Origin of the sequence: Phenylobacterium sp., assembly GCF_035276905.1 — a bacterium.
Lineage (GTDB): Bacteria > Pseudomonadota > Alphaproteobacteria > Caulobacterales > Caulobacteraceae > Phenylobacterium.
In genome coordinates this window covers 1-18,862 of sequence record NZ_DATELG010000404.1, presented here as the reverse complement: position 1 = coordinate 18,862, position 18,862 = coordinate 1, and the positions used below count along the sequence as shown (strand labels likewise).

Annotated in this window: 17 protein-coding genes; 3 read left to right on the top strand and 14 right to left on the bottom strand. The window is 70.1% G+C overall.

The window, feature by feature from the left end:
• Both VJS38_RS19515 and ctrA read right to left on the bottom strand, forming a co-directional pair.
• A partial coding sequence (locus tag VJS38_RS19515; RefSeq protein WP_324089813.1) for a M20/M25/M40 family metallo-hydrolase occupies positions 1–1,099 on the bottom strand: 1,099 nt, incomplete at its 3' end.
• A 128-nt stretch (positions 1,100–1,227) separates the two neighbouring features.
• The gene (ctrA, locus tag VJS38_RS19510; RefSeq protein ID WP_324089812.1) at positions 1,228–1,923 is read right to left on the bottom strand and encodes a response regulator transcription factor CtrA; all 696 of its coding nucleotides are present in this window, start codon (positions 1,921–1,923) and stop codon (positions 1,228–1,230) included.
• A gap of 441 nt (positions 1,924–2,364) precedes the next feature.
• Here ctrA and fliI point away from each other — a divergent pair, with 441 nt between their 5' ends.
• Together fliI and VJS38_RS19500 are read left to right on the top strand one after the other, a co-directional pair.
• Complete coding sequence (fliI, locus tag VJS38_RS19505; RefSeq protein WP_324089811.1) at positions 2,365–3,699, top strand: flagellar protein export ATPase FliI; 1,335 nt, start codon at positions 2,365–2,367, stop codon at positions 3,697–3,699.
• Positions 3,696–4,112: a flagellar export protein FliJ gene (locus tag VJS38_RS19500; RefSeq protein ID WP_324089810.1), complete on the top strand. Its 417-nt coding sequence runs from the start codon at positions 3,696–3,698 to the stop codon at positions 4,110–4,112. Before fliI ends, VJS38_RS19500 begins: the two co-directional genes overlap by 4 nt.
• A gap of 12 nt (positions 4,113–4,124) precedes the next feature.
• Here the strand turns inward: VJS38_RS19500 and VJS38_RS19495 are convergent, their stop codons facing one another.
• The 7 genes from VJS38_RS19495 to fliF form a co-directional block, all read right to left on the bottom strand.
• On the bottom strand, positions 4,125–4,490 hold the full coding sequence (locus VJS38_RS19495; RefSeq protein ID WP_324089809.1) for a DUF4282 domain-containing protein: 366 nt from the start codon (positions 4,488–4,490) through the stop codon (positions 4,125–4,127).
• Between the two features lie 112 nt (positions 4,491–4,602).
• On the bottom strand, positions 4,603–6,696 hold the full coding sequence (flhA, locus tag VJS38_RS19490) for a flagellar biosynthesis protein FlhA (RefSeq protein WP_324089808.1): 2,094 nt from the start codon (positions 6,694–6,696) through the stop codon (positions 4,603–4,605).
• Positions 6,697–6,845: 149 nt separating this feature from the next.
• Entirely contained in the window at positions 6,846–8,213 is a 1,368-nt protein-coding gene (locus VJS38_RS19485; RefSeq protein ID WP_324089807.1) for a sigma-54 dependent transcriptional regulator, read from the bottom strand.
• Positions 8,214–8,247: 34 nt separating this feature from the next.
• Entirely contained in the window at positions 8,248–8,574 is a 327-nt protein-coding gene (gene fliN, locus VJS38_RS19480) for a flagellar motor switch protein FliN (protein WP_324089806.1), read from the bottom strand.
• A 4-nt stretch (positions 8,575–8,578) separates the two neighbouring features.
• Complete coding sequence (locus VJS38_RS19475) at positions 8,579–9,223, bottom strand: flagellar assembly protein FliH (protein WP_324089805.1); 645 nt, start codon at positions 9,221–9,223, stop codon at positions 8,579–8,581.
• Positions 9,223–10,254, bottom strand: a complete 1,032-nt coding sequence (gene fliG, locus VJS38_RS19470; RefSeq protein WP_324089804.1) for a flagellar motor switch protein FliG — start codon at positions 10,252–10,254, stop codon at positions 9,223–9,225. Before fliG ends, VJS38_RS19475 begins: the two co-directional genes overlap by 1 nt.
• Positions 10,251–11,912, bottom strand: coding sequence for a flagellar basal-body MS-ring/collar protein FliF (fliF, locus tag VJS38_RS19465; protein WP_324089803.1), 1,662 nt, complete (start codon positions 11,910–11,912; stop codon positions 10,251–10,253). Before fliF ends, fliG begins: the two co-directional genes overlap by 4 nt.
• Before the next feature lie 364 nt (positions 11,913–12,276).
• Here fliF and VJS38_RS19460 point away from each other — a divergent pair, with 364 nt between their 5' ends.
• On the top strand, positions 12,277–13,347 hold the full coding sequence (locus VJS38_RS19460; protein WP_324089802.1) for a class I SAM-dependent methyltransferase: 1,071 nt from the start codon (positions 12,277–12,279) through the stop codon (positions 13,345–13,347).
• On the opposite strand, the gene VJS38_RS19455 is transcribed toward VJS38_RS19460, so the two are convergent.
• The 5 genes from VJS38_RS19455 to VJS38_RS19435 all read right to left on the bottom strand — a co-directional run.
• Complete coding sequence (locus VJS38_RS19455; protein ID WP_324089801.1) at positions 13,328–13,891, bottom strand: redoxin family protein; 564 nt, start codon at positions 13,889–13,891, stop codon at positions 13,328–13,330. The two genes, VJS38_RS19460 and VJS38_RS19455, sit on opposite strands and share 20 nt — an antisense overlap.
• Positions 13,892–14,075: 184 nt before the next feature.
• Positions 14,076–15,662 carry an alkyl hydroperoxide reductase subunit F gene (gene ahpF, locus VJS38_RS19450; protein ID WP_324089800.1) on the bottom strand — a complete coding sequence of 529 codons (1,587 nt, stop codon included), beginning with the start codon at positions 15,660–15,662 and terminating at the stop codon, positions 14,076–14,078.
• A gap of 100 nt (positions 15,663–15,762) precedes the next feature.
• Complete coding sequence (gene ahpC, locus VJS38_RS19445; protein ID WP_324089799.1) at positions 15,763–16,326, bottom strand: alkyl hydroperoxide reductase subunit C; 564 nt, start codon at positions 16,324–16,326, stop codon at positions 15,763–15,765.
• Positions 16,327–16,513: 187 nt separating this feature from the next.
• Positions 16,514–16,879, bottom strand: a complete 366-nt coding sequence (locus tag VJS38_RS19440; RefSeq protein ID WP_324089798.1) for a hypothetical protein — start codon at positions 16,877–16,879, stop codon at positions 16,514–16,516.
• A gap of 72 nt (positions 16,880–16,951) precedes the next feature.
• Positions 16,952–18,862, bottom strand: a 1,911-nt coding sequence (locus VJS38_RS19435) for a serine hydrolase domain-containing protein (RefSeq protein ID WP_324089797.1), incomplete at its 5' end; no start/stop codon positions are given.

Here is an 18,862-nt window from a genome sequence, read left to right as displayed (position 1 = left end):
CGACCAGAGTGTAGAGGAAGACGAGCGCGCCGCGCGCTGCTTCGCCCCAGGCCAGCACGCCGCGCCGCCTCGCCCGCGCGGCGGCGAGCGCGATCAGGGCGGCGGCCAGGCCGATCGGCAGCCAGCCCCATCCTTGCGGGTAGGCCAGCATGGTGTCGCCGAACAGCACGCCGTAGACGGCGTCGGGCCGGGGCGGCGGGAGGTTTCGCCCGAAGGCCAACGGCCGGGCCGCCGCGAGCGTCTGCTGCCCCAGGTCCTGCAAGGCGCCGCGCTGCAGGTTGGCCGGCGTGTCCATCGGCGTGTGGTAGTCGAAGAAGCGGCCGGTGAAGGCGTAGTTGAAGCCCTGCTTGCCGGCCCGGCGCGCGACGGTGAAGTCGGTGTCGCTCGGCAGCTTGGCGTAGACGTAGTCGAACAGCGAGCCGGCGGAGGGGCGCTGCGAGGTGGCGGCGAAGAGGCGGATCGCCGCGCCGTTGTCCTGGCCGGTCTGGAACATCTGCACCCGGCCGCCGGAACCGCGCGCCTCGAGGTTCAGGACGAAGCCCAGGCGCTTCGCCATGGGATCGCGCGCGAAGAAGCCGTGGGCCCCGAGCAGACCCGCCTCCTCGCCGTCGGTCAGGATGACGGCGACGTCGCGCGCCGGAATCCCCTGGCTGCGGATTGCGCGGACGACCTCCAGCACCGAAGCGACGCCGGCGCCGTCGTCGGCGGCCCCCGCCGCGCCGGGGGCGCTGTCGTAGTGCGCCATGAGCGCGAGCGCCGGCTGAGCGCGATCGCGGCCGGGCAGGACGCCGACCAGGGTCTCGGTCGATCCGCCATGCAGCGAGCCGTCGCGATACTTCAGCAGCACGTCGTCGTGGCGCAGGCGGGGCGCGAGGCCCAGCGCCGTCATCCGCGCCACGAGCCGGTCGCGCACCGCATGATTGGCGGGCGAGCCGATGGGGTGAGGCTTCGGCGCGATCAGCCGCACGTCGGCCATGGCGCGGTCGGCGGAGAAGGCGCCGGGGGCGCTCGAAGGCGCGGGCGCGGGCAGGCGCAGATCGCTCCAGGCGATCAGGGCGGCCGCGAACAGCGCCAGCAGCAATGCGATCGAGCGCCCCACGAGACCTCCCGTGAACAGATCGCCGCCAATCTTAGCTCAAGGCGCCGCCGAGACGACGAGCTTCAGGCGGCGTCAAATGAAAACGCCCGCCTCTCGGCGGGCGTCTACATACGCTCCTCGGCGCCGCCTCAGGCGGCGACTTCGGCCTCGTGCGGGTCGCGCAGCACGTAGCCGCGGCCCCAGACGGTCTCGATGTGGTGCTTGCCGTCGGCGGCGGCGGCCAGCTTCTTGCGCAGCTTGCAGATGAAGACGTCGATGATCTTCAGCTCGGGCTCGTCCATGCCGCCGTAGAGATGGTTCAGGAACATCTCCTTGGTCAGCGTCGTGCCCTTCCTGAGCGAGAGCAGCTCGAGCATCTGATATTCCTTGCCGGTCAGATGCACGCGGATGCCGTTCACTTCGACGGTCTTGGCGTCGAGGTTGACGACGATGTCGCCGGTCTTGATCACCGACTGCGCGTGGCCCTTCGAGCGGCGGACCACGGCGTGGATGCGGGCGACCAGTTCGTCCTTGTGGAACGGCTTGGTCATGTAGTCGTCGGCGCCGCCGGAGAAGGTCTTCACCTTCGTGTCGATCTCGGCCGTGCCCGACAGGATCATGATCGGCGTGTTGATCTTGCCCACGCGCAGGGTGCGCAGGACGTCCATGCCGCTCATGTCCGGCAGGTTCAGATCAAGCAGGATCAGGTCGTAGTCGTAGATCTTGCCCAGATCGACGCCTTCTTCGCCCAGATCCGTCGTATAGACATTGAATCCCTCGGACTTGAGCATCAGTTCGATGCTCTGCGCGGTAGCGCTGTCGTCCTCGATCAACAGTACGCGCATAAGCTTCTCCTACTGCGTCCCCGTTTCGCCCTGGGATTCTCGGAATCCGCTCAGAACCTCGGCGGTTAAGCTGCGCGCAAGGCGATTTAAAACTGGTTAATGGAAACCTTCCCCCGTGATCGAAAGCGTTAAGCTGATTTGACTCAGGGGGGCAAGCGGGCCGGAGGCGGGCTTTTGCGGGGGCGTTGAATCTTTTGTGAGTGGACAGCGGCGCGAAGCAGCGAGGTCCCCTCCACAGCCGTCATCCCGGTTTTCCCGCAGCGTCGCCGCCGACGGACGGTCTTCCACGCGGCGCGTATGAATCCTGGACAGCGGCTGCGCCGCTTCCGGGACGACGCGGAAAAAGGGGGGCTCACCCGCCTGCGGCGCATGCGCATGCGATCTTCACGACTGATTAAGACCGAAGCAACGAACCTGCGCCCGGGGTTTAGGGGCGTTTTCTTGCGAAGTCTGGTGGCCGCCGTCGAGCGGCTCGATCCTCTGACCGTCTCCGGGCGGGTGGCCGCGGTCAACGGCCTCCTGATCGAGGCGCGTGGCGGGCTCTCGCGCCTGGCGGTCGGCGCGCGGGCCGAGATCGACCGCGTCGGCGAGGCGCCGCTGGCGGCCGAGGTGGTCGGCTTTCGCGAGACCCGCGCGCTCTTGATGCCGTTCGGCCCGGTCGAGGGGGTGGCTCCGGGCTCGGAGATCCGCATCGAGCCCCAGGCCGCCAGCGTCAGGCCCACCAGGGCCTGGCTCGGCCGCATCATCGACGCCTTCGGAAATCCCATCGACGGCAAGGGCCCGCTGCCGCAGGGCATGGCGGCCTATCCGCTGCGCAGCCCGCCGCCGCCCGCCCACGCCCGCGACCGGGTGGGCGATCGGCTGGACCTGGGCGTGCGGGCGATGAACGTCTTCACCACCTGCTGCCGCGGCCAGCGCCTGGGGGTGTTCGCAGGCTCCGGCGTCGGCAAGTCGGTGTTGCTCTCCATGCTGGCCAAGAACGCCGAGTGCGGCGCGGTGGTCGTCGGCCTGATCGGCGAACGCGGCCGCGAGGTGCGCGAGTTCGTCGAGGAGACCCTGGGCGAGGAGGGACTGCAGCGCGCGGTCGTCGTGGTCGCGACCTCGGACGAGCCGGCGCTGAAGCGCCGCCAGGCCGCCTTCATGACCATGGCCGTCGCCGAGTACCTGCGCGACCAGGACCTGGAGGTCCTGTGCATGATGGACTCGGTCACCCGCTTCGCCATGGCCCAGCGCGAGATCGGCCTGGCCGCCGGCGAGCCGCCGACCACCAAGGGCTATACCCCCACCTGCTTCACCGAGCTGCCGAAGCTCCTGGAGCGGGCTGGACCTGGCCCGGTGCGGCCGGACGGGACGACCGCCGGCCCGATCACCGCCATCTTCACCGTCCTGGTCGACGGCGACGACCACAACGAGCCGATCGCCGATGCGGTGCGCGGCATCCTCGACGGCCACATCGTCATGGAGCGGGGCATCGCCGAGCGCGGCCGCTTCCCGGCGATCAACGTCTTGAAGTCGATCAGCCGGACTATGCCCGGCTGCCAGCACCTGCACGAACGCGACATCGTCAAGGGCGCGCGCCGGGCGCTCTCGGCCTACGCCAACATGGAAGAGCTGATCCGCATCGGCGCCTACCGCCAGGGCGCCGACCCCGAGGTCGACCGCGCCATCGTGCTGAACCCCGCCCTCGAGGAATTCCTCTCCCAGGACCCGCACGACGCGACCGGCCTGGACGAGTCCTTCGCCCGCCTGGGCCAGATCCTGAGTGAAGCCGCATGACCCGTTGGGCCCAGTCCCTGATCAAGCTCTCCAACTACGAGGTGGAGACCCTGCAGAAGCGGCTGTCGGAGATCGCCGACCAGCGGTCCCAGGTCGAGATGAAGCTGGCCATGCTGCACGCCGAGGGCGAGGCCGAGCAGGCGGCCGCCGCCCTGGACCCGCAGAACGGCTGGCGGATCGTCCACTACATGCAGGCGCTGGGCGTGCGAATGGACGCGGTGCGCCGCGAGCTGCACCTGGTGCAGCTGGAGGAGCAGGGCGTCCGCGACTCGCTGGGCAAGGCCTTCGAGACCCAGAAGAAGTACGAGCAGGTCGCCGAGCAGGCGCAGATCCTGGCCGTGAAGCAGGCCGGCCAGCGCGAAGCCGCCCAGATGGACGAACTCGGCCTGCGCCGCGCGGCCGGCGGGCGGTAGTCGGCGGGCGGTTCAGCGCGGCGGGAGCTTGGTCTTTTCCGCCTCGAGGTCGGCGCGCATGGCCGAGAGGTCTTCGCTGATCTTGAAGATGGCGACGTAGAACTCGCAGAACGAGCGCCAGAGCAGCAGCAGGGCGGCCATCACCAGGAGGCCCACGACCGCCACCGGCACCGCCATCAGGACGCCCCAGGGGAAGGGGTCGCGGATCGCCACGCCGACGGCCGCGCCGATGAAGCCGAACACGCCGACGGCGATGATCGCCAGGCCGGCCCAGTAGATCAGGTGGACGACCGTATTGGTCATCAGCCGCTCGAAGGTGAGCAGGTCCCAGATCAGGGCTGCGCCCGGGCCTTGAGGTCGGTTCAGAGGTCGCCGCATCCGTGTCCCAGATATTCCGGAGCCTTGGTCGCCCCGTTTCCCGAACCGCTACCAGCGTGGGGCCTGCGCCGCAACGGCGCAGACGTCGCGTCCGTCCTTTAAGGGAGCGAGATCAGATCTGCCCCACCGTCTTCAGTCGCGCGCGGGGGTGGATCTCGCTCTGGCTCATCACCGTGGTCTGGCCGCGGAAGCGTTCGATGATCGAGCGGACGTAGGGCCGGATCGCGGGACTGGTCAGCAGCACCGGGTTCTCGCCGGCGAGCGCCGCGCGTTCGAAGCTCTCGCGCACGCCGCGGATGAAATCCTGCAAGCGCGAGGGGGCCAGCGCCAGCTGCTTCTCCTCGCCGGCGCCGACCAGGGCCTCGGCGAAGGCCATCTCCCAGTCGGGCGACAGGGTGATGATCGGCAGCGCCCCGTCGTCGCCGCGGTTGGCGAAGCAGAGCTGGCGGGCGAGCCTCGTGCGCACCTGCTCGACCAGGTTGGTCACCGAGGTGGTGTGCGGCGCGGCCTCGCCGACGCCTTCGAGGATCGCCGGCAGGTCGCGGATCGACACCCGCTCGCGCAGCAGCGACTGCAGCACGCGCTGGACGGTGGTGGCGGTGACCACGCTGGGGATCAGGTCGTCGGAGAGCTTCTTCTGCTCGGCCGGCAGCTCCTTCAGGAGCTTCTGCACCTCGGCGTAGGACAGCAGGTCCGGCATGCTCTCCTTGAGGATCTCGGTCAGGTGGGTGGTCAGCACCGTCGCCGGGTCGACCACGGTGTAGCCGCGGAAGGTCGCCTCCTCGCGCAAGGAGTCGTCGATCCAGGTCGCCGGCAGGCCGAAGGCCGGCTCGCGCATGTGCTCGCCGGGCAGCTCCACCTGGCCGCCGCGCGGGTCCATCGCCATCAGGTGGCCCAGGCGCACCTCGCCCTGGCCGGCCTCCATCTCCTTGATGCGGATGCAGTAGCCCTGGCTGGGCAGGCGCATGTTGTCGAGGATCCGCACCGCCGGCATGATGAAGCCGAAGTCGGTGGCGAGCGTGCGCCTGAGCGCCTTGATCTGGTCGGTGAGCCGGCGGCCCTCCAGGTCGTTGATCAGGCCCAGGAGGCCGTAGCCCAGCTCGATCTTGATTTCGTCGATCGCCAGGCTGGCGGAGATCGGCTCCTCCTCCGGCTCGGCGTTGGCCTGCTCGCCCACGATGTTGACCGCCGGCTCGGCGGCCTTCTGCGAGCGCCGCCAGGCCAGCGCGCCCGCGCCCACCGAGATCGCCGCGAACGGGATGATCGGCATGCCCGGCACCAGGGCCATGACGCCGGCGACGCCCGAGACCATGCCCAGGCTGATCGGGTTCATCGCCAGCTGGGCGACGAGCGCCTTGTCGGCCGAGCCCTCGACCCCGGACTTCGACACCAGGAAGCCCGCCGCGATCGAGATCACCAGCGCCGGGATCTGGCTGACCAGGCCGTCGCCGATGGTCATGATGGTGTAGGTCGAAAGCGCCTGCGCGATCGGCACGTGGTGCTGGATCACGCCGATCAGGATGCCGCCGATGATGTTGATGGCGACGATCACCAGGCTGGCGATGGCGTCGCCGCGGACGAACTTCGAGGCGCCGTCCATGGCCCCGAAGAAGGTGCTTTCCTGCTCCAGCTCCTTGCGGCGCTTCTTGGCCTCGTCCTGGTCGATCAGCCCGCTCGACAGGTCGGCGTCGATCGCCATCTGCTTGCCGGGCATGGAGTCCAGGGTGAAGCGGGCGGCGACCTCGGCGATCCGGCTGGAGCCCTTGGTGATGACCACGAAGTTCACCACCACCAGGATGGCGAAGACGATCACTCCGATGGCGAAGTTGCCGGCCATCATCAGCTGGCCGAACGCCTGGATGACCTGGCCGGCGCCATGCGCCCCCTCGTGGCCGTGCCCCAGGATCAGCCGCGTCGAGGCGATCTCCAGGCCCATCCGGTAAAGGGTGGAGACCAGCAGCACCGTCGGAAAGCTGGTGAAGTCCAGCGGGCGCTTCATCATCAGCGCGGTCATCAGGATCAGGACAGCGGTCGAGATCGAGATCGCCAGCAGGAGGTCCAGCAGCAGCGCCGGGACCGGCAGGATCAACAGCACGACGATGCTGACGATGCCCAGCGCCAGCGCCACGTCGCCGCGCGCGACCCAGCCCAACATCTCCTTCGGCGTGGGGGCGGTCTTCAGGCCGGGTAGGGAGGCGTCAGCCATGCGCTTACGCTCCGCCCTTCCCCGCGAAAGCGGGGATCCAGGCGTTTTTGTTCGCGAACGTGCGGATCACGAGCAAGCCTTGGCCGGAGTCGGGAAACGGAAAAAGCCTGGGTCCCCGCTTTCGCGGGGATGAGCGGTGGATGGCGTGGTTAGGCCGCGCTCGCGCCGGACTGCGGGGCGGGCACGGAGACGCCGGCCTCGGTGTACTCCTTGAGCTTGTTGCGCAGGGTGCGGATCGAGATGCCGAGGATGTTGGCCGCGTGCGTGCGGTTGCCCAGGCAGTGCTCCAGGGTGTCGAGGATCAGCTGCTGCTCCATCTCGGCCACCGTCTGGCCGACGAAGCCGCGGGCGGCGGTCTCGGCGGCGAACTGGGCGGCCTGGACGGTGCGCACGTGCGGGTCGGCGGCGGCCAGCGGCTGGCCGTCCGGCAGGCGGATGGCGCCTTCCTCGATCTCCGCGCCGCTCGCCAGCAGCACCGCACGGTGCATGGCGTTCTCCAGCTCGCGCACGTTGCCGGGCCAGCGGTGGGCGACCAGCCGGCGGCGGGCCTCGGCCGACAGCGGCCGCTCCGGCACGCCGTTGGCGGCGGCGTACTTGCGCACGAAGTGTTCGGCCAGCGCGATGACGTCGCCGGGACGCTCGCGCAGCGGCGGCAGCTTCAGGTTCACCACGTTCAGCCGGTAGAGCAGGTCCTCGCGGAAGGTCCCGTCCTTCACCGCCTGGGCGAGGTCGCGGTTGGAGGTGGCGAGGATGCGGATGTCGACCTTGACCGGCTTGGCGCCGCCGACCCGGTCGATCTCGCGCTCCTGGATCGCGCGCAGCAGCTTGGCCTGCAGGCGGGCGTCCATCTCGGAGATCTCGTCCAGCAGCAGCGTGCCGCCGTTGGCCTCCTCGAACTTGCCGATGCGGCGGGCGACCGCGCCGGTGAAGGCGCCCTTCTCGTGGCCGAACAGCTCGCTCTCGAGCAGGTTCTCCGGGATCGCCGCGCAGTTGACGCTGATGAAGGGCTTGGCCGCCCGGCGCGATTTCTGGTGCACGTAGCGGGCGATGACCTCCTTGCCCGCGCCGCTCTCGCCCGTGATCAGGATCGAGGCCTCGGAGGCGGCGACCTGGTCGGCCAGGGCCAGCACGTTCATCATGCCCGGGTCCTTGACGACCATCGGGCGGTTGTCGTCGGCGACGGCGGCCAGGACGGCGGCGATCAGCTCGGCGTCGGGCGGCAGCGGGATGAACTCCTTGGCCCCGGCCTTGATCGCCGCCGCCGCGCCGGCCGCGTCGGCCGCCACGCCGCAGGCCACCACCGGCACCCGGATCCGCTCGGCCTCGTTGGCCGAGATCAGCGAGCGGATGTCGAGCTGGTAGTCGACCATCAGGAGGTCCGCGCCCTGGCCGGCCCGCAGCGCGCTGGTGGCCGCCTCGATGGTCTCGACGTGGCTCACCTTGGCGCCCGCGCTCATCGCCAGCTTGGCGGCGGACGACAGCTGTCCGTTCAGTTTTCCGACGACCAGAAGTCGCATGGTCCCGTCTCCTTATCTTCCCGCGAAGGCCCGCTCAGGCCTGCGCGTCGCCGTCCTTGATGATTTCGGTCATGGTCACGCCCAGCCGCTCGTCGACGATGACGACCTCGCCGCGCGCCACCAGGCGGTTGTTCACATAGATGTCGATGGCCTCGCCGACCTTGCGGTCGAGCTCCAGCACGCTGCCCTGGGCGAGCTGCAGCAGCTGGGCGACCGACAGGTTCGCCCGGCCCAGCACCGCCGAGATATTGACCGGCACGTCGAAGACCGGCGCCAGGTCGCCGGCGGTCTTGTCCTCGTGCCCGCCCGCGTCGGGCAGGCCGCCTTCGCCGAATTCGTCGAGTCTGAGGTCGTTGGACATGAGGTCAGCTTTCGAAGGTCAAGGCTTCGCCGTGCAGGCCCTCGGCGGCCAGCGCCGCCTGCAGGGCCTCGGTGACGCGTTGCGCGGCCTGGGCGGGATCGAAGCTTCCGGCGCCGTCGCCGAAGTCGAGGGTGAAGGCGTGGCGGCCCATGGCGAGGTCTGCGCGCACCTGGATCGCGCCTGAGAAGCCGGCCCGGCTGGCCGCTTCCTCCAGCGGGCCCTGCAGGCGCTCGGCGAGGTCGGGGGCGGCGGCCACGACCAGCCGCGGCGAGGCCTCGATCTCGCGCGCCAGGGCTTCGAGCGCCGCCTGCACCGGGGATTCGGGGAAGTGCGCCAAGGCCGCGCCGGCGATCGCCCGCCCGCAGGCCAGCGCCAGTTCGGCCGCGCCGACGCGGTGCTGGTGGGCGACGGTCGCCAACGCCGGCAGGGCCTGGCTGCAGGCCCGCGCGATCTCCGAGAGCGCCGCCATCTGCTGGGCGGTGATGCTGGTGATCGCCGTCCGCTCGCCCTCGGCGTAGGCCTGGGCGCGGATCTGCTCGACCTCTTCCGGCGTGAAGCTGCGCTTGGGCCGGGGCGCGACATAGGCGACCTCGCCGGCCGCGTCGAACTCGGTGTCGAAGTCGAATTTCTGGTGGGGGGAGCCGGTCATCAGTACACGAACTCGTCTTCGCCGTTGGCGGTGGCCAGCATGATCTCGCCCTTGGCCGCGAGATCCTTGGCGACCTGCACCATGGCCATCTGCGCCTGGTCGACGTCACGCAGGCGCACGGGACCCATGTTCTCCATGTCCTCGCGCATGATCTTGGCGGCGCGCTCGCTCATGTTGGAGAAGAACATCTCCCTCAGCGCGTCCGAAGCCCCCTTCAGCGCCAGCGCGAGCTGGGTCTTCTCCACCCCGCGCAGCAGGGTCTGCACGCCGCCCGGATCGAGCTTGTTGAGGTCCTCGAAGACGAACATCAGCGCCCGGATCCGCTCGGCGGACTCGCGGTTGCGCTCCTCCAGCGCGGTGATGAAGCGGGCCTCGGTCTGGCGGTCGAAGGCGTTGAAGATGTCGGCCATCAGCTCGTGGCTGTCGCGCTTGGAGGTGCGCGCCAGGTTCGACATGAACTCATTGCGCAGGGTCTGCTCGATCTTGTCGAGGATCTCGCGCTGCACCGGCTCCATCCGCAGCATGCGGGTGACGCACTCCAGCGCGAAGTCCTCGGGCAGGGCGGCCAGCACGCGGGCGGCGTGCTCGGAGCGGATCTTCGACAGCACCACCGCGACGGTCTGCGGGTATTCGTTCTTCAGATAGTTGGCGAGCACGGCCTCGTTCACGTTGCCGAGCTTGTCCCACATGGTCCGACCCGCTGGCCCGCGGATCTCCTCCATCAGCTGGTCGACCTTCTCCGGCGGCATGATCGCCGAGAGCAGCTTCTGGGTCTGCTCGAACGAGCCCATGATCGCGCCGGCCCCGGACATGCCGGAGACGAACTCGACCAGCAGCTCCTCGACAACGCTGGAGTGGACGTTGCCGAGGCTGGCCATGGCCTGGGAGATCTCCTTGATCTCCTCCTCGTCCAGCGCCTGCCAGACTTGGGCGTGCTCTTCGCCCAGCGACAGCAGCACGACGGCCGCCTTCTCGGGCCCCGTCAGCCGGTGGGAGTCCAGGATGGTCTTCTTGGTCGCGGGCAGCTTCATGTTTCGTGCAGCCAGCTGCGCAGGATGGCGACGGATTCCTCAGGGTGCCGCTCGACGAATTCGGCGACCCGCTTGACCGAGCTCGCCTTCACCTGGCCCTCGATGCGGGCGATGTCGATCTTCTGGTCCAGCTCGCCGCCGCCGGCGATCGGGCCGGGCAGGGCCAGCTGGCCGGTGACCGGATCGACGGCCAGCTGGAGGGGCTGGCCGTCGGCGGTGGTGGTCATGCGGGTCACGGCCTGGCCGGGCAGCATGGGCAGGCCCTCTCCGCCGCCCGAGCCGGATTTCCCACCGCCCGACGGGGCCAGCATCGGCTTCAGGATGAAGAGGATCATCAGGACCGCCACGACCGCCAGCACGCCCAGCTCGGCGGCGCGCATCACGTCGTTCTTGTCAAAGCCCATCAGCGGGTTGGCGGCGGTGACGCCTTCCTGGTCGTCGGCGCTGGGGAAGCGGACGTTGACGACGGTCACCTGGTCGCCGCGATCGGAGCTATAGCCGACCGCCGAGCGCACCAGCTGCTCGATCTGCTGCATCTCCTGGGCGCTGCGGGGGGTGTAGGGGCCCGGCTTGCCGTCCTTGCCGGCGGCGGTGAGGCCGTCGACCGCGACCGCGACCGACAGGCGCTTCACCTCGCCTGGCGTCTGCACTTCGGTGCGGGTGGTCTTGGAGATCTCGTAGTTGGTGGTCGATTCCTGGCGGCCGCTCGCCGAGGTGCTGTTGGTGACGTTGGGGCCGGCGCCGCCGGGGATGTTCGAGGTCGCCGAGACCTGGCCGTTGGAGTCCGGCTCGTTCTGCTTGGAGTTCTCGTCGGCGGTGGACTCCGAGCGCACGACCTGGCCGTCGGGGTCGAAGGTCTCCTGCTGCACGGTGACCTGCGAGAGCTGGAGGTCGGCGGTGACGTTGACCCGCGCCTTGCCCGGACCGACGACGCCCTCGACCAGCTGCTTGACCTGCTTGGCGATCCGCTGCTCGACGTCGGCCTTGCGGCTGTCGCCCTCGGAGGCCAGGCCCTGCTCGCCGCCGGACAGCGTCTTGGCGTGCTGGTCGACGACGGTCACCCGGTCGGGCTTGAGGCTCGGCACGGCGCCGGCCACCAGGTTCTGGATCGCGCGGACCTGCTCAGGCCCCGGCTCGCGGCCGCCGACGTGGATGTTGACCGAGGCCGAGGGCTGCTCGGCCTCCTCCTCGAACAGCTGGCGCTTGGGCAGCACCAGGTGGACGCGCACCGAGGTCACGCCGTCCAGGCCCTGGATGGTGCGCGCCAGCTCGCCTTCCAGCGCCCGCTGGCGGTTCAGCTGTTGGACGAAGTCGGTCTGGCCGAGCGCATTGGTGTTGTCGAAGATCTCGTAGCCGACCGAGCCGGTGGTCGGCAGGCCCTTGGAAGAGAGCATCAGCCGCGTCGAGGCCACCTGGTCGCGCGGCACCATGATGGTCGAGCCGTCTCCCTTGACCTCGTACTTGATCCCCGCCTGGTCCAGCGCCTGGGTGATGGAGCCGGCTTCCTTGAGGTCGAGGTTGGCGTAGAGCAGGGCCTTGGGCTCGCCCAGGTTCATGGTCACGGCGACCAGCGCCGCGGCCACGCCGGCGGCGATGCCGAGCAGGGCGACGAGCCGCCCGATCCCGAACTTCTGAAGCGCCGCCAGAACCTTACTCAACGCAGGCGTCCTTCCCCCAAAGGCGTCGCGTCAGGCGTGCCCCCCGCCAGCCGCTAGGCAGGAATTTCCCAGCGATTTGGTAAACGCGCTCTTAACATCGGTTAAGGCGTGGCGCCGCAGCAGGCGCGCTTGGCTGCGGAAAAGCCTTCCGGCGCAGGGACTTGCGGCCGCGCGCCGCCTCGGAGTCGCACCTCGCCGCGGCGGTGGATCTCTTAATCCGGGCTTTCCTGCTCAGGGTGGCGGCGGGTTCCCGCTCCACGTGTCGACGGCTCTCCGGGAAAACGCGCACCCTGCGTGCGCGACCTCTGCTATCGTGTCGGCTGCGACTGGCGCCCCGTCCGGGGATCGGGAGCAAGGAGACGGGGTGAGCTTGGCGCCGCGGATCGATGTTCTGCGAGACCTGGCGGGCCGCCTGCCGGCGCCGCTGGACCAATGGGCGCGAACCTGCGGAAGGACCGCGTACCGGCTGAACGTCTTCGCCTGGCGCGCCCTCAGCGGCGTCTTGCGCGGCTCCGTCCTCGGCCGCTGGACCGCCCGGATGCGGGTCAGCCAGCTCTGGGCGGCTTCCCCGGAGGAACGGGCGAAGGCGGAGGGCATGTACTGGATGGGCCACCCGCTGGTGGCGCGGCGGCTGCGCGTCAAATCCTCGGGCCGGCCGGACGCCGACGGCTACATCCACCTGAAGGAACGGCTCACCGCGGAGGGCTGGCGTTTTCCGGTCGCCCGCGTCCTGTCGCTCGGCTGCGGCCATGGCGGCCTCGAGCGCGGTCTCGCCAGCCTGGGCGTCGCCGAGCGCATCGACGGCATCGACCTCTCGTCCGGAGCGATCCAGGAAGCGCGGCGCCTCGCGGCCGAGGCCGGTCTGGGGCAGATCGAGTACCACGTCGGCGACCTGGAGCGGGCCGACTTCGCCGAGGGGGCGTTCGACATCGTCTTCGCCCACCAGTCCGTGCATCATATCGAGGACCTCGACGGGCTTTGCCGGGCGGTGCGGCGCGCGCTCCGCCCGGGCGGGATCTTCCACCTCAACGAGTTCGTCGGCCCCGACCGGTTCCAGTGGACCGACGCCCAGCTGCACCACATGAACGCATTCGTCGAGGCGCTGCCGGTCCGCTTTCGCCGCATGCCGCTCGGCGGCGTGAGGCCGCGGCCGGCGCGGCCGACCATCGCTCAGATGATCGCGGTCGATCCGTCCGAGGCGATCCGCTCGTCGGCGATCCTGGCGACGGTCAGGCGTCACTTCCGCGTCGTCGAGCAGCGCCAGCTCGGCGGCGCCTTGCTGCACATCGGCCTCAGCGGCATCGTCCAGAACTTCGATGCGCAAGCCCCGGAGGACGTCGCCCTCCTGGAGGCGTTCTTCGCGCTCGAGGACCGGCTGATGGCCGAGGGCGTGATCGGTTCGGACTTCGTCACGCTCACCGCGGTCCGCGACTAGGCGGGGGAAGCCTGCCCGAGCCCGCGGGCCTTGCCGGCGCCTGATGCTGCGGCTGCGCCTCGCCGTTCAGTGCGCGGACCAGCGCGCGGCGCAGGTCGCCGCCATGCGCTGGGCGCTCGCCTCCGAGGTCCGTTGCGTCGAAGCGGCCGTGGTAGGTCAGCCGCCGGCTGCGGTCGAAGACGTAGAAGTCGGGCGTGCGGACGCTCCCGTAGGCGCGGGCGACGGCCTGGGTCTGGTCGATCAGATAGGGGAAGACGTAGCCGCGCCGCAGCGCCTCGGCCGCGACGTCAGAGGGCGGCTCGTCGGGGACGGAATTGACCGCCAGCGTCCGTAGCCCGAGGGGATCGAGATCCCGTGTGAGCGCGGCGAGCGCGCCGGCCACATGCTGCACCGCCGGAGAGGCGTTGCAGATGAAGGCCACGAGGAACGCCCGCGCCGCCGGAAAGTCCTCCGGACCGAGCAGACGCCCGGTCAACGGCTCCGGCAGCCGGAAGGGCCGGAGCGGCGCGCCGAGGCCGAACGGAGGAACTTTCGTGGTGGACATGACGCTCTCGCACACGGGGAGAGCCCATAAATCCTACCTGAATGATTTGGATTGAAGCGCAGAAATCCTGGGGGATGTGCCAGCAGAGCCAAAAGAGGCTCCCCCTCAGAAGTCGGCGTGCAGCGTCGTCGACGTCTGAGCGGAAGCCCCCGGCCTTCGGCCACCTCCCCTTGCGGAGGATCTGTTACGCCGCCTTCGCCTGGTCCTCCGCGGGGACCTGGCGGATCAGGTAGTCGAAGGCCGAGAGCGCGGCCTTGGAGCCTTCGCCCATGGCGATGACGATCTGCTTGTAGGGCGTGGTCGTCGCGTCGCCGGCGGCGAAGACGCCGGGAAGCGAGGTCGCGCCCTTGACGTCCGTCTCGATCTCGCCGCGGGGGCTGAGCGCGACGCCGGATCCCTTCAACCAGTCGGTGTTGGGGACCAGGCCGATCTGGACGAACACGCCCTCCAGTTCGACCCGATGGCTCTCGCCGCTGTTGCGGTCCTTGTAGACCAGGCCGCTCACCCGCTCGCCGTCGCCCAGCACCTCGGTGGTCTGGGCCGAGGTGATCACCGTGACGTTCGGCAGGGTCGCAAGCTTGCGCTGCAGGACCGCGTCGGCGCGCAGCTGCGGGTCGAACTCGATCAGCGTCACGTGGCGGACGATGCCCGCCAGGTCGATCGCCGCCTCGACGCCGCTGTTGCCGCCGCCGATCACCGCCACGCGCTTGCCCTTGAACAGCGGGCCGTCACAGTGCGGGCAGTAGGCGACGCCCTTGTTGCGGTATTCGGCTTCGCCGGGGACGTTCATCGTCCGCCAGCGGGCGCCGGTGGCCAGCACGACCGACCTCGCGCGCAGGGACGCCCCGCTCTCGAACGCGATCTCGATCACGCCGCCGGGCTCGCCCGGGGCCTTCAGGCTCGTGGCGCGCTGCAGGTTCATGATGTCGACGTCGTAGTTCGCGACGTGGGCCTCCAGCGCCGCGGCCAGCTTCGGGCCCTCGGTCTCCTGGACGGAGATGAAGTTCTCGATCGCCATGGTGTCGAGCACCTGGCCGCCGAACCGCTCGGCGGCGACACCGGTCAGGATGCCCTTGCGCGCGGCGTAGATCGCCGCGGCCGCGCCGGCCGGTCCGCCGCCGACCACCAGGACGTCGAAGATTTCCTTGGCGCGCAGGGCTTCGGCCGCGCGGGCGGCGGCCCCGGTGTCGACCATCGCCAGGATCTCTTCCAGGCCCTTGCGGCCCTGGGTGAAGGCCTCGCCGTTCAGCAGCACGGTCGGCACCGCCATGACGCCGCGGGCGGCGACCTCGTCCGGGAACAGGGCGCCGTCGATCGCCACGTGCTTGATGCGCGGGTTCAGCACGCTCATCAGGTTCAGCGCCTGCACCACGTCGGGGCAGTTCTGGCAGGAGAGCGAGAAGTAGGTCTCGAAGCGGAACTCGCCTTCCAGGGCGCGGACCTGCTCGATCACCTGGTCGGAGACCTTCGGCGGGTGGCCCCCGACCTGCAGCAGGGCCAGCACCAGCGAGGTGAACTCGTGGCCCATCGGCAGGCCGGCGAAGGCGACGGCGATGTCCGTGCCGGCGCGGCGGATTTCGAACGACGGGCGCCGGGCGTCCTGGCCGTCGGTGCGCACCGTCACCTTGTCGCTCTCGCCGGCGATGTCGTTCAGCAGCGCGAGCAGCTCGCGCGAACTCGGGCCGTCGTCGAGGGAGGCCACGAGTTCGACCGGGGTGACCAGGTTTTGCAGGTAGCCCTTCAGCTGGGCCTTCAGACCGTTGTCCAACATTACGCGGCTCCGAGACAGGGATTTTTCATGGCGGCCTCCGTTGCAAGGGCCGCTGTGGCAGCCGCCGCCCGGAAGGGCGACGACTGCGGGGCAGAGAGAGTTAGATCTTGCCGACGAGGTCGAGCGACGGCGCGAGGGTCTTGGCGCCTTCTTCCCACTTGGCGGGGCAGACTTCGCCCGGGTGGCTGGCGACGTACTGCGCGGCCTTGACCTTGCGCAGCAGCTCGGCGGCGTTGCGGCCGATGCCCTCGGCGGTGATCTCCATGAACTGGATCACGCCGGCCGGGTCGACGAGGAAGGTGCCGCGGTCGGCCAGGCCCTGGCCCTCACGCATCACGCCGAAGTTGTTGGTGATCGCGCCGGACGGGTCGCCGACCATGGTGTAGCGGATCTTCTTGATCGCCGGAGAGGCGTCGGCCCACGCCTTGTGCGAAAAATGGGTGTCGGTGGAGACCGAGTAGATCTCGACGCCGAGCTTCTGGAACTCGCCGTAGTTGTCCGCGAGGTCTTCGAGCTCGGTCGGGCAGACGAAGGTGAAGTCCGCCGGATAGAAGAACACGACCGACCACTTGCCCTTCAGGTCGCCGTCCGAAACGGAAACGAACTTGCCGTCCTTGAAGGCCTGGGCGGTGAAGGGTTTTATTTCGGTTCCGATCAGCGACATGGGAGTTTGTCCTCGCTCTGTGATGGGGTGAGTGCATCGGGAGATAGATCCCGACCTACCCATTGTCCAATCGATCGTCCGTATATTTCCAATTGATAAATTCTATGATGGCGTGTGCGGCGCAAACGCACGCGAGCACGCCCAACGCCGGACGCGCCCGAATTGCTCCGGGTCGGGATTTAGGCCCTCAGCGGCGCCAGCCGCCGAAGTCGCCCTGCACCCGGTCGACCGCGATCGACACGCTGGAGCACTTGCCGGTCGGGATGGTCACCGCGCCGCCGGCGTCGCGGTAGCCGTGGGAGCCGACGCCGCCCCAGACCTCGCCGTGGGCCTTGCCGTCGGCGGGAACCAGGGCGGCGCACCGGGAGGCGGCCAGGGGCGTGAGGTTGTCGAGGTCCGTCGGGCGCGCCGTCCGGGCGCTCAGCGGCTCTGCAGGCGCGGCGGCCAGCGGCGGGGTCTGGCCGCTCGCGCCCGCGGTCGTCACGGCCTCTCCAGCGTGCGCCGCGCTGGCCGTCAGCCATCCCGCGGCGAGGGCGGCCAGCAACCGTTTCATGCGTGATGTCCCATCGGCTAAGGCTGCGCGCGCCGCCAGGCGTAATTTAGGCGCCGAGCCGCAACAGGCGGCTCAGCCACTCCACGGCGCCAGCGCGCCCCAGCGGGCGAGCAGAATGGCGAAGCCGAGGTAGATCGCCACCGTGAGCGTGAAGGCCGCGCGGCGCAGGATCGGCCAGGAATCCACCCGCCGGCCGCCGCGCCAGACCGCGGGCAGGGCGACCATGGTGGCGATGGTCAGAGTTCCGGCCACCAGGGCGCAGGCCGAGGCCGTCACCAGCAGCGCGCCGGGCCAGGCGAAGAACAGCCGCGAGGGATCGCGCAGGGACTTGACGGTCCAGACGCCGAAGCTCGCCATGCCGATCAGCCAGAGCCCCGCCTGCAGGTTCTGCACCAGGGCCGCGCGGCTCTGGACCTGGTTCTCGCGAAGCTCGCGCCGGCTGCGCAGCATCGCCCCGGCGAGGCACACGATCGAGGCGGCCGCGGCGAGCCCCGCCATCAGGCCGAGCCCGCCGGGCGAGCGCCAGAAGGACGCGCGCTCGAACTGCTGCAGGTTCGGCCCGGTCTGGAAAGAGACCGCCTGGCCGTTCTGCATCTTGAAGGCCAGCCGCGCCTCGCCGTCGGCGGCGACGAACCGGCCGGCCTCGACCGGTCCGTCGGCGACCCAGACCTTGGCGCCGCCGACGCCGGAGGTGACGAGCCGGCCCTCGGGCGTGACCGAGACCTGGGCGCCGGCGCTGAGCAGGCCGACGAAGCCTTCCAGCCCGCCGTAGCGGCGTCGGGTCCCCAGGTAGTGGCCGGCGAACCGCTTGGCGTCCTGGATCAGCTCCGGCGAGCCGGCCTGCGGGAAGGTCGCGGGCTGGGCGTAGAACTCGCGGACGACCGCCTTCGGCAGGTCCCGGCTCAAACTCGCGCCGCTGGCGGTGTTGGTCGCCACGAAGATCCCGAGGTTCAGCTCGGGCGCGGTGACCATGTTGGCGGTAAAGGAGAGCGTCTCGCCGGCGTGGCCGTAGCCGGTGCGTCCGCCGGGCAGGGGCTGGACCATGAAGCCGTGCGCCCAGCCGTTGACGCCGGGCGGCGTCGCCAGGATCGGCGTGCGGAACGCCTGCGCGGTCTTCGGGCCGAAGACCGTCGCTTCGCCCAGCTGGCCGCCGCCCAGCAGGGCCAGCATGTAGCGCGCCATGTCCGAGGCGGTGGACGCGGCCGAGCCCGCCGGGGCGATCTGGCCGATGAACTCATAGGGCTGCTGGTTAAAGCCGCCGCCGCGCCAGCGGTAGCCCTCCGCTACGTCGGCGGCGAGGGCCTCGGGCATGGGCGCGGGCAGCGCGCCCTTCTCCGGGCGGCGCTCGCGAAAAGTGGTGTGGCGCATGCCCAGCGGCAGGAAGATCTCCTCCTCCATCAGCCGCTCGAACGGCTTGCCGGAGGTGAAGGCCGCGGCCTCGCCGGCGAGCCCCGCGCCATAGTTGGAGTAGCTGGCGACCTGGCCCGGCGGGCGCACCCGCCGGGGCCGTTCGCGCCGCAGGTAGAGCTCCAGCGGCCGGACGTAGTCGTAGTCGCGCAGGAACAGCTCGCCGAAGGCGCGATCCTCGAAGCCCGCGGCGTGGTCCATCAGGTCGAGGACGCGGACCGGCTGGTCATAGCCCTGGTCGCGCACCCGCAGGCGCTCGGGCAGGTAGAGGTTGACCGGCTGGTCCAGCCGCATGCGGCCGGCCTCCACCTCCTTCATCACCCCGATCCAGGTGAAGGTCTTGGAGATCGAGCCGATGCGGAACAGGGTGCGGTCGGGATCGACCGCCCGTTGCGGCGCGAGGCTGGCGAAGCCGTAGCCCTTCTTCAGCAGCACTTGGCCGTTCTGCACCACGGCGACGGCCGCGCCGGCGACGTGCTCCCGCGCCATCGCCCGGCGCACCATGCCGTCGACGAACGCCTCGAGCTCGGCCGGCGGGATCGCCTGGCCGGCCTGCAGCCGCGCGCCGGCGACCGG